Source organism: Pseudoxanthomonas sp. LjRoot204_2 (genome assembly GCF_056175765.1).
The window spans coordinates 1-9855 of record NZ_JBGFFG010000088.1; the positions used below are offsets into that span (position 1 = coordinate 1).

6 protein-coding genes are annotated in these 9855 nt (G+C 65.7%); 4 read left to right on the forward strand and 2 right to left on the reverse strand.

Annotated features, from left to right (window positions below; genetic code table 11):
* The first annotated feature begins 136 nt into the window (after positions 1 to 136).
* The 4 genes from AC04L7_RS06135 to AC04L7_RS06150 all read left to right on the forward strand — a co-directional run bounded on the left by AC04L7_RS06135 (position 137) and on the right by AC04L7_RS06150 (position 8348).
* A complete protein-coding gene (locus AC04L7_RS06135; RefSeq protein ID WP_475512695.1) occupies positions 137 to 2908 on the forward strand; it encodes a TonB-dependent receptor in 2772 nt (923 codons plus the stop codon).
* A gap of 126 nt (positions 2909 to 3034) precedes the next feature.
* Positions 3035 to 5578: a glycoside hydrolase family 3 protein gene (locus tag AC04L7_RS06140; protein WP_435999823.1), complete on the forward strand. Its 2544-nt coding sequence runs from the start codon at positions 3035 to 3037 to the stop codon at positions 5576 to 5578.
* Positions 5579 to 5702: 124 nt separating this feature from the next.
* Positions 5703 to 7157, forward strand: coding sequence for an MFS transporter (locus AC04L7_RS06145; RefSeq protein WP_475512696.1), 1455 nt, complete (start codon positions 5703 to 5705; stop codon positions 7155 to 7157).
* Positions 7158 to 7304: 147 nt separating this feature from the next.
* The gene (locus AC04L7_RS06150; RefSeq protein ID WP_435999821.1) at positions 7305 to 8348 is read left to right on the forward strand and encodes an alpha/beta hydrolase; all 1044 of its coding nucleotides are present in this window, start codon (positions 7305 to 7307) and stop codon (positions 8346 to 8348) included.
* A 7-nt stretch (positions 8349 to 8355) separates the two neighbouring features.
* Here the strand turns inward: AC04L7_RS06150 and AC04L7_RS06155 are convergent, their stop codons facing one another.
* On the reverse strand, positions 8356 to 8676 hold the full coding sequence (locus AC04L7_RS06155) for a hypothetical protein (RefSeq protein ID WP_436040760.1): 321 nt from the start codon (positions 8674 to 8676) through the stop codon (positions 8356 to 8358).
* Between the two features lie 724 nt (positions 8677 to 9400).
* On the reverse strand, positions 9401 to 9855 hold a 455-nt coding region (locus AC04L7_RS06160; protein ID WP_475512697.1), incomplete at its 5' end, for a pseudouridine synthase family protein.

Consider the following 9855-nt stretch of genomic DNA (forward strand, 5'->3'; position numbering starts at 1 on the left):
CGGTTGCAGCGGTCGCGCAGCACGCAGATTCGCTCGTGCGTGCGTCAACGTGTCACGGTTGTTAGGAATTTGTTGACAGTGCATTGAAGCTTCTATATGACAGCGCTGTCAACCATGGTCGGAGAGGGACCAGACGATGCACGCGAACCACCCCACGAATTCTTGCGCGCGCCGTGTGCCGCGCAAGCAGCATCTCGCTGCAGCCTGCGCCCTCGCGCTGGCGTTTCCTGTCATCGCAAGCGCACAACAGGCGGCAGCGCCGGTCGATCCGACCGTCGAAACCCTCGATACGGTGAAGGTCACCGGCATCCGCGCCGCGATCGCCAATGCCGTCGAGACCAAGAATGAATCGACCTCGATCGTCGAGGCGATCTCCGCGGAAGACATCGGCAAGCTGCCCGACATCAGCATCGCCGATTCGATTTCGCGGCTGCCGGGCCTGACCATGCAGCGCCTCGATGGACGCGGCCAGGTGATCCACATCCGCGGCATGTCCGAACAGTTCGCCGGCACGCTGCTGAATGGCCGCGAGCAGGTCACCACCGGCGACAACCGCGGCGTGGAACTCGACCAGTACCCTGCCGAGCTGATCAATGGCGTCACGGTCTACAAGACGCCCGATGCGTCGCTGATCGGGCAGGGCATCTCCGGCACGGTCGATCTGCAGTCCATCCGGCCGCTGACGTTCGATGAGCGGCGCATCGTGTTCACCGGCCAGGGCGAAACGAATTCCTTCGACCAGCTCACCGAGGGCGGCGACAACAAGGGCTACCGCGTCTCGGCGTCGTACGTGGACCAGTTCGCCGACGACACCATCGGTTTCGCCATCGGCGTWGCGCGGATGGATGCCCCGTTCCAGGAAAAGCACTACAAGTCGTGGTGGTGGGCCAATACCGACATGTGGGGCGCACCACAGCCCGGCAAGCCGGTGGACGCGATCGCCCTGCAGGGCGCCGAAGCGTGGGTGAAATCGCGCGATACCACGCGCGACGGCGTCATGGCGGTCCTGGAATTCAAGCCGAACGACCGCTGGCACAGCGTGCTGGACGTGTACGCGTCGCGCTTCGACCAGGAGGAGTGGATGCGCGGTGCGATGTGGAGCAACGACCCCTGGTTCAACGGCGGCGCGGTCAGTTACAGCAACGTCAGCACGACGGACTACCACGGCACCCCGGTGGTCACCGGCGGCACGTTGAGCGGCATCCAGCCGGCGATCCGCAACGACAACAACACCCGCGAGTCGCGTCTGTTCTCGGCGGGCTGGAACAACGAGTTCAAGATCAGCGACACGTGGACGCTGACCAGCGACCTCAGCTACTCGCGCGCCAAGGTCGAGGAATCGAAGCTCGAAACCTACGCGGGCCGGCTGGGGGGCGTCTCGGCCGACTTCCGCGTGCGCCTGTCGCCCGGCTACGGCTACTACGCACTGCCCGACATGTCGGATCCCTCCGCCGTCTACCTTCGCGATCCGCAGAACTGGGGTCATGACGGTCGCCTCGAGGACAGCCACCAGAAGGACGAAATGAAGGCATTCCGCGTGGCCGTCAACCACGTGATCGAGTCCTCCGACTTCCTGCGCAGCTGGGATGCCGGCTTCCATGTCAGCAAGCGCACCAAGGAGAAGAGCGCGGAGGTGTACTTCGCCGACCTGCCGGGCCGCACGCCGACACTGATCGACCCTTCGCTGCTGTCCTCGCCCACCGATCTCGGCTTCGCCGGCATGGGTCACGTCATCACCTACGACCCGCGCGCGCYGCTGTCGCGCTACTACGACGTGTACATCAGCGAGTCCAACGACGACCTGCAGAAGGACGCGATCACCGAGGAGGACGTGAAGACGTTCTACTTCAAGGCCAACCTCGACATGGACCTCACCGATACGGTGCGCCTGCGGGGCAATGCCGGCGTGCAGTACATCCGCACGGACCAGACGTCCCAGGGCATCGTCATCCAGCAGAACGAGAACGGACAGGCACTGGTGGCCGGCACGGCGGGCGCCTCGTATGGCGACATCCTGCCCAGCCTCAACCTGGTCGCCGACTTCGGCAACGGCTGGAACCTGCGCTTCGGCGCGGCCCGCGAGATGATGCGCCCACGCATCAACGACATGGGCGCGCGCGCCAGCGTCTACGTGCAGACGTCGCAGGGCGGGCCGTCCGAATGGCGCGGCAGCGGCGGCAATCCGGCGCTGGAGCCCTATCGTGCGAACGCCTACGACCTTTCGATCGAAAAGTATTTCGGCGAAGCGAGCTATGTCGCCCTGGCGGCGTTCTACAAGGACATGGACTCGTACATCTACACGCGCGAGATTCCCTGGGACTTCTCCGGCTACGACTACGAAGGCACCGAGCCACCGGCTTCCCCCTTGGGCGTGTTCTCCACACCCGCCAATGGCACCGGTGGCTACATGCGCGGCTACGAATTCTCGACCGCGCTGGGCGGCGAGCTGCTGCACGATGCCCTCGACGGGTTCGGCCTGCTGCTGAATGCGTCGTACACGGAGTCGTCGATCGATCCCGACGGCCCGGGCATCGGATCGGGCACCGATACGTTCCCGGGCTTGTCCAAGATCGTCGCCAACGCCACGGTGTACTACGAGAAGCACGGCTTCTCGGCGCGTGTCAGCCAGCGTTTCCGCGATCCCTACCGTGGTGAGTACGGCTCGATCTTCAACCAGCGCACCTACCGCTACACGTTGAACGAACGCACCATCGACCTCCAGCTGGGCTACGACTTCCCGGAGTCGAGCCGTCTGTCGGGCCTGTCGATTCTGTTCCAGGTGAACAACGTCAACAACGAGCCCTTCCGCACCGAAGTCAGCTCCGGCACGCATCCGAACCTCTTCTTCCCGGAGGAATACACCGAGTACGGCCGCCAGTACCTGCTGGGCTTCCGCTACAAGCTGTGATCCCCGGGCCGTATTGACCATCGCCGTACCTGGCGGGACGCAGCGCAATGCCTGCGTCCCGCCGGGCTGTCACCCAGGCGCGGATCCTGTCGGGAGTCCCTGCGCGCCGCCACCAAGGAGAAGTGCGTGAATCCGATCCGAATGACCCTGCTCGGAGCCAGTCTTCTGGCCTGCATGTCGTGTACGGACAAGAAGCAACCCGAACCGGCAGCCGCCGCGGCGACACCGCGCGATGCGGCGGAACTGAAGGACTGGCCGGCGCTGAAAAGCAGCTTCGCCAAGGATGCCGCCGTGGAAGCGCGCGTGGCCGAGATCCTGGCCAGCATGACGCTGGAGCAGAAGATCGGCCAGATGGTGCAGCCTGAAATCAAGGCGATCACGCCCGCCGAAGTGCGCACGTACTACATCGGCTCGGTGCTCAATGGCGGCGGCTCCTGGCCGGCGATGAACAAGCGGGCCAAGGTGGAGGATTGGGTCAAGCTGGCGGACGCTTATTACGACGCATCCATGTCGACCGATGCGAAGATCCCCGTGCCGGTGATCTGGGGGACCGATGCCGTGCATGGCCACAGCAACGTGTACGGCGCGACCATCTTCCCGCACAACATCGGCCTGGGTGCCGCGCACGACGTCGAACTGATCGAGCGCATCGCCGAAGCCACGGGACAGTCCACGCGTGCCACTGGCGTGACCTGGACGTTTGCCCCGACGGTCGCGGTCGCGCAGAACGCGCGCTGGGGCCGGACGTATGAAAGCTATTCCTCGCAGCCGGCATTGATCCGCGAGTACGCCGCCGCGTACGTCAAGGGCATGCAGGGCATGCTGGACAAGGACGGCAATGTCGTCGCCACTGCCAAGCATTTCATCGGCGATGGCGCCACTGACGGCGGCAAGGACCAGGGCAACGCCACGGTCACGCAGTCCACGATGATCAACGTCCACGGCCAAGGCTACTACGGGGCCATCGAGGCCGGCGTGCAGACCGTCATGGCGTCGTTCAACAGCTGGAACGACGTCGCTGCCGGCAAGGACTACGGCAAGATGCATGGCGCACGCGACCTGCTGACGGTGGCGTTGAAGGACAAGATGGGCTTCGACGGTTTCGTCGTGTCGGACTGGAACGGCATCGGCCAGGTGACCGGCTGCAGCGACGACAGCTGCCCGCAGGCCATCAACGCCGGCATCGACATGGTGATGGTCCCCGACAAGTGGAAGACCTTCATCGCCAATACCATCGCGCAGGTGAAGTCGGGCGAGATCCCGCAGGCGCGCATCGACGACGCCGTCACCCGCATCCTTCGCGTCAAGCTGCGCGCACGCCTGTGGGAACACAAGCCATCCGCCAGCCAGTTCGCCGGCAAGCCGGAATCGCTGGTGCACCGCGATCTCGCACGTCGCGCTGCGCGGGAGTCGCTGGTGCTGCTGAAGAACGACGGCGCCACGCTGCCGCTGAAGAAGGGGCAGCGCGTGCTGCTGGTCGGCAAGAGCGCCGACAGCATCTCCAACCAGACCGGCGGCTGGTCGCTGACCTGGCAAGGTACCGACAACACGAATGCGGATTTCCCGAACGCGGACAGCATCGCGGCCGGCCTGCGCGAGCAACTCGGCGACGCCAACGTCGTCCTGCGCGACAGCGCCGAGGGTGTTGACCCGACCAGCTACGACGTCATCGTCGCGGCGATCGGCGAAACGCCGTATGCCGAGACCAACGGCGACATCGTGCCGTCCGATTCGATGGCCCACAGCCGGCGCCACCCCGAAGACCTGGCGGTGCTGAAGGCCGCTGCGGCGACGGGCAAGCCGGTGGTCACGGTGTTCCTGTCCGGGCGCGCGTTGTACGCCAACGACCTGATCAACCTGTCGAACAGTTTCGTCGCGGCCTGGCTGCCGGGCACGGAAGGCAAGGGCGTCACCGACGTTCTGGTAGCGGGAGCGGACGGCAAGGCGGCACACGACTTCCGCGGCAAGCTGACGTTCCCGTGGCCCGCCGTCGCCTGTCCGAAGGCGGACAGCACGCCGCAGTTCGCGTTGGACAGCGGCCTGCGCTACGGCGACACGAAGACGGTCGGCAAGCTGCCGGAAGATGCGACGGCCAGCTGCGGCGATGCAACTGCGCTGGGCATCTTCAAGCAGTCCGACATCGCGCCCTTCAGCCTCCAGATGGCGGCGGGTAATGAAGAGAAGGCGGTGGGCTCGGACATGAACACCGTCCAGCGCTGGCCACAGGCCAAGCCGGCCTTGCAGGTGGCGACCGTGCAGGTCAACACCCAGCAGGACGCGAAGGAAGTGACCTGGCTGGCGCCCGCGCGCTTCTTCGCCCGCAATCCGTCGAACAACAACCTGGCGGCGATGGCGACCGCGCGTGGCGTGGTGCAGTTCGATGTCGTGGTGAAGCAGGCACCGACCAAGCCGGTACAGTTCACCGTCGGCTGCGGTGCGAACTGCGGCGCCAGCCTCGATCTGACCGCGACGTTCTCCGGTGATGCCATCGGCAAGAAGCAGACGGTCAAGGTTCCGCTGGCCTGCTTCGGCAAGCTCGGAGCTGACCTGACCGGTGTCGACACGCCTTTCAGCATCAGCGCCGATGCGCCGTTCGCAGCCGCTTTCACCAACATCCAGGTGGTGGCCGGTGCCGCCGACGGCGCCGATGTGGTGAAGTGCGCCCGGTAATCCAGCCACGCCCCATGGCCGCAGGGCCCCGGGGCGCGGCTGACGCAGTGCAAGTTGCAATCGCGCGGCCGCTCCGTAGGCTGGCCGCTCCGTCCGGATCCTCTTCAAGCAGGCATACCAATCCATGACCACACAAACCACCCGATGGTCGCAGTTCGGCGTGCTGATCACCGTGTTCTTCTTCTGGGGTTTCGTTGCCGCCAGCAACGACATCCTGATCCCGGTGTTCAAGAAAGCGTTCAACCTGACGCAGGCGCAGAGCCAGTACGTCGCCTTTGCGTTCTACGTGGCCTACACCGTGGGGTCCCTGATCTACGTGGCGGTCTCGAAGCTGATCGGCCTCGATCTGCTCAACAAGATCGGCTACAAGAACGGCATCTGCCTGGGGCTGGTCATTTCGGCGCTCGGCACGCTGCTGTTCTATCCGGCCGCCAACACCGGTTCGTTCGGCCTGATGCTGTCGGGTCTGTTCATCGTCGGCCTCGGATTCTCACTGCAACAGATCGCCGCCAATCCTCTGGCGATCGTCATGGGCGATCCGAAGACCGGTGCGCAGCGCCTGACGATGGCGGGTGGCATCAACAATTTCGGCACCACCATCGGCCCGCTGCTGGTCAGCCTGGCCATTTTCGGCAGCGTGCTGAGCGGCAACACCGAAGCCAGCATCGAAAGCGTCAAGACGCCGTACTTGGTGCTGGGTGTCGCCTTCATCCTGGTGGCCGTCTTCCTGAAGTTCTCCTCGGTGCCCAACCACATCGACCTGGAGAAGCTCTCGGAGACCGAGGCGCAGGACAGCAGCAAGCTGATCCACAAGAAGTCGGCGCTGGCGTACCCGCAGCTGGTGCTGGGCATGATCGCCATTTTCGTCTACGTCGGCGTCGAGGTTTCCACCATCAGCAACCTGCCGGCATATCTTGAATCGCCGGAGGGGCTGGGTCTGGATACCTCGCAGATCGCGCCGTTCGTGTCGCTGTACTGGGCCAGTTTGATGATCGGGCGCTGGGGCGGTGCGGCGGGCGCGTTCAATGTCAGTTCCGGAGCCAAGCGCTGGCTGACGCTGCTGCTGCCTTACCTGGCGTTCGGCGTATTCCTGGCCGTCAACGCCATCATGCGCCACGAGGTGTCCCAGTTCTTCGGCTACGCCGCCGTCATCGTGCTGATGATCCTGGCCACGCTGGCGAGCAAGGGCAATCCGGCGCGCATGCTGCTGTACTTCGCGTTCTGCGGCATCGCTGCACTGCTGATCGGCATGTTCACCACCGKCTGGACCAGCGTGGTGGCCTTCATCAGCGTGGGCCTGTTCTGCAGCACCATGTGGCCGTGCATCTTCGCGCTGGCCATCACCGGCCTGGGCGACAAGACCAACCAGGGCAGCAGCCTGTTGATCATGATGATCATGGGGGGCGGCTTCGTCAGCATCGCGCAGGGCGCGCTGGCCGACAAGGTCGGCATCCACTACAGCTTCATCGTCGGCGTGTTGTGCTTCGCCTACCTGGCGTACTACGCCATTGCCGCGACCCGCACACTGCGCAACCAGGGCATCGATCTGGACAAGCTGGCGGCCGGCAACGGTCATTGAGTGCATGCGCGCCGGAGAGAGGCCGGCGCGTGTCCCCAGCCACCTGGCTACTCTCCAGCCAGGTGGCTTTTCTTTTTTTTGCCTCCCCTTTGCGCCGCGGCCGTAAAGGCGCACCATCGGCGCCGGGCTGGGAAAGCGGGAACGGCGATGGCGACCGAGAGGCGGGGTGGCGGCACGCGTCGGTGGGCGATACGGATCGCGCTGGCGGTGGTGTTCGTAGGGGTGGGGACATGGACCGCGTTCCAGCTGAGCCCGTTGCCCTCCGTGCTGCTCATCCGCTGGGCGTTCGATCGCGGCGCGGCCGATGCGTCCGATGCCCTGCGCAAGCATCTGCCCCCGGGCGTCACCGAGAAGCGCGCCCTGTCCTACGATGCGACGGATCCCGATGCGCTGCTCGACGTCTACTTCCCCGCGGACGTGCAGGGAAGCACCCGGCGGCTGACCACGGTGGTGTGGGTGCACGGCGGGGGTTTCGTGTCCGGTCGCCGGGAGGACGTCGCCAACTACCTGCGCATCCTCGCCGCACGGGGCGTCGTGGTCGTCAACGTGGACTACTCGATCGCGCCCGGCGCGACGTGGCCCACGCCTGCGCGGCAGCTGAATGCGGCGCTGGCCTATGTGCAGGAGAATGCAGGCGATCTGAATGTCGATGCCAGCCGCATCGTGCTGGCCGGGGACTCGGCAGGCGCGCAGATCGCGGCCGAAGTGGCGACCATCACCACCTCACCCGAGCACGCCAGTCGTGTCGGCATCACCCCGGCCCTGCGAGCGGGACAACTCGCGGGCACACTGCTGTATTGCGGTCCCTACGATGCCGGCCTGGTCGAGTGGGGCAGCCCGTTCGCAGGCTTCATGCGTACCGTCCTGTGGTCGTACCTTGGCCGGAAGGACTTCCGAGACGATCCCCGGTTGCACACGTTCTCTGTCGTGCACCACGTCACCCCGGCCTTTCCACCAACCTTCATCAGCGCAGGCAACGCCGATCCTCTGGAACCGCACTCACGTGCGCTGGCCGCCGCGCTGGAAGAGCAGGGAGTCGCCGTGGACGCCCTGTTCTTTCCGAAGGACCATGTTCCCGCACTGGGCCACGAATACCAGTTCAATCTCGACAGCGATGCCGGGCGCATGGCCATGGAGCGAAGCGTCGCCTTCCTTGATCGCGTGACGCGGTCCCCGCGCGACGCGCCGTGATGCCGCATCACCCTGCCAGCGCCATCCCGGGGTCGACGCCGCGCGGCGGCTGCACAGGCTGACGGTCCACATACCGGCACAGCAGTCCCGCACGCTGGCGGGCCCACTGGGTAGCCCAGCCGATCGCACGCTCCTCGCAGCGAACCGCCATCTCGAACGGCGAAATGTCGCCCATGTCGACCAGCACGCGCAGCACCAGGCCCGCGTTGACGGGTCGCACCTCGGCAATCGCAGTGTCATCCACTCGGAGTTCGTGGCCGGCGTCGGTGCGGTGCCAGGCGAAGCGTTCGGGAAGGACATGCGGGGATGTCTTCATGACGATGTTCACGCGCGTGTTCCGGAGCTGAGATGCCGCAGACGTTGGGGCAAGGCACGTGGAGGCGGTGTCAACATCCCGTGCCCCGGCATGCAGCATCGTTTCAGCGTTCAGCGTCGGCTACTACGTGTCTGGATCGCGTGAGCATGCTGCCCGCTCAGGTCTTCTGTCCGGCACAGGGCGTGCTTGCCGATAGGGGTAGCGGACGGCCTGCCGCGCGCCACAGAGCACCCCGGTCGCCCAGTCCCATCTGTTCACCGAGTCCGATGCCATGCCCCCCGACGCGAATTCCCGCACGATCCTCAGGATCTGCGGTGCCTCCCTGATCCTGCTGGCGACGTGGTTGCATGGCAATGGAAAGGGCTTCGAGCGCGGCCAATCACGATGCATGACGCAGCCCTCGTCTGCGGAACGGATGCGACAAGATTCCCGCTCTGCGCCGATCACAGCGGCATCGCTGCCGATCCGCACGTCTCCCGCGATCGCGTTGCGCTAGCGCGGCGGGCAGCGACCTTCGGCCCACGCCGCTCCGGCCGCATCGCGAGCGTCACCTGCCGCTGCAGCTTCTGCCAGGCTCTGCCGGTTCTTCTCGGTAGGCGAGGCCACGGCGCGCTGTCGCAGCTCCTAGTAATCCTTGTCGACCCGCGGCGCGGCACGCTGCGATTGCCTAACATCAACGCATGCGGGCGCTGGTTCGTTGCATGCGAATCCGCCGCGCGCGCGACGCGGCGGCCGGCTAGAAGCGCGTACCCGCCGGCAGGTAACGCCACTGGCCTGCCGGCATCTTCGACAGCGCCACGCGGCCGATGCGCAGGCGCCGGATCGAGACGACGTCCAGGCCGCCTTCGCGGCATCGGTGGCGCAGTTCGCCGGGCTGCACGTTCTTGATCGCGAAGCGCAGGCGCACTTCGTTCTGCCAGCTGACCTTGCAGGGCGCGAGGCCCTGGCCCCGATAGGCCGCCACGAGACCGATGCGGCTGAGCGTGTAGGGGTCGGTCGCGCCTCGGACCTCCACCACGAACTCCTGCTCGATCTGCGCGTAGTCTTCGGACAAGCGGCGCCACACCCGGCCATCCTGGCTGAGCACGACCAGGCCACTCGCTTCGTCGTCCAGCGGCACGAGCGGCGTCAGGCGATGGAAGTGGCGTTTCAGCGGGCGCACGCCGCTGTTGTCACCGTCCATGTGTGCCT